At 59.7% G+C, this 925-nt stretch carries 1 protein-coding gene; it reads right to left on the minus strand.

Annotated features, from left to right (window positions below):
• Window positions 1–156 precede the first annotated feature (156 nt).
• Window positions 157–816, minus strand: coding sequence for an amino acid ABC transporter permease (locus AC1DWF_RS32880; RefSeq protein ID WP_476789502.1), 660 nt, complete (start codon window positions 814–816; stop codon window positions 157–159).
• Window positions 817–925: the final 109 nt, after the last annotated feature.

A 925-nucleotide genomic window follows, 5' to 3' on the forward strand; every position in this document is an offset into this window, starting at 1 on the left:
CTCTCCTTCAACACATGGAAGGTGCCATACCATTTGTTGAGCGAGGCGATCTGGACGGCGAGCTTGTCGTCGGTCTGGGTCATGGAGGCTCCCTAGAGTTCGCTTGAAGATAGCGATCTAAATAATTGATTCAGCTCAGATGTGACGGTAGCTGGCCTACCTGGTTGTCGGCCCAAGCAGGTGGATCTCGAGCCGCTTGATGGCCTGCGAGATGACGAGTGCGAGACCGAGAAAGATAAGGCCAGCAACCGTCAGCGGCTCGGCGTAGCGATAGGTGTCGGAGGCGATATCGAAGGCGCGTCCGAGCATCTCCGGCACCGCCAGCACCGCCAGATAAGGTGTCGCCTTCAGGATCGAGACGAAGTAGTTGCCCATCGGTGCTGCGATGTTGCGCAGCATCTGCGGGGCGATGACAAAGATGGTGGCATCCATCCTGCCAAGCCCAAGTGCCCGTGCCGCTTCGCCCTGGCCATTGGGGATGGCATCGATGCCGGCCTTGAACACCTCTGCCAGATAACCGCTGTAATAGAGGCTGAGCCCGATGATGCCGACGGCAAGCGCACCAAGGCGAATGCCGTAAAACGGCAATATGAAATACAAACAATAGAGCCAGACCAGTACCGGCGTCGCCCGAATGAAGTCGATCACGAAGCCGACGAAGAGGCCTCCGATTCCTCCCGAGCGGCGGATCAGCTCGAAGCCGAACCCGAGTGCCGAGGCACCGATGCAGCTGAGGGCCGCCACCAGCAACGTCATGCCGATGGCGCTCAGGATCATGGGCACCGTCGACAGCGCAAACGCGAAATCAAATGCCACGATGCGCCTCCCTTGCCGGGTTGATGCGCCGTTCCGCCCAGCGCCCGAACAGCGCGACCGGATAACAGACGATGAAATAGGCCAGCAGCAGCGAGGTGTAGATCGGCAC

The organism is Aminobacter sp. P4_D5, assembly GCF_056401815.1.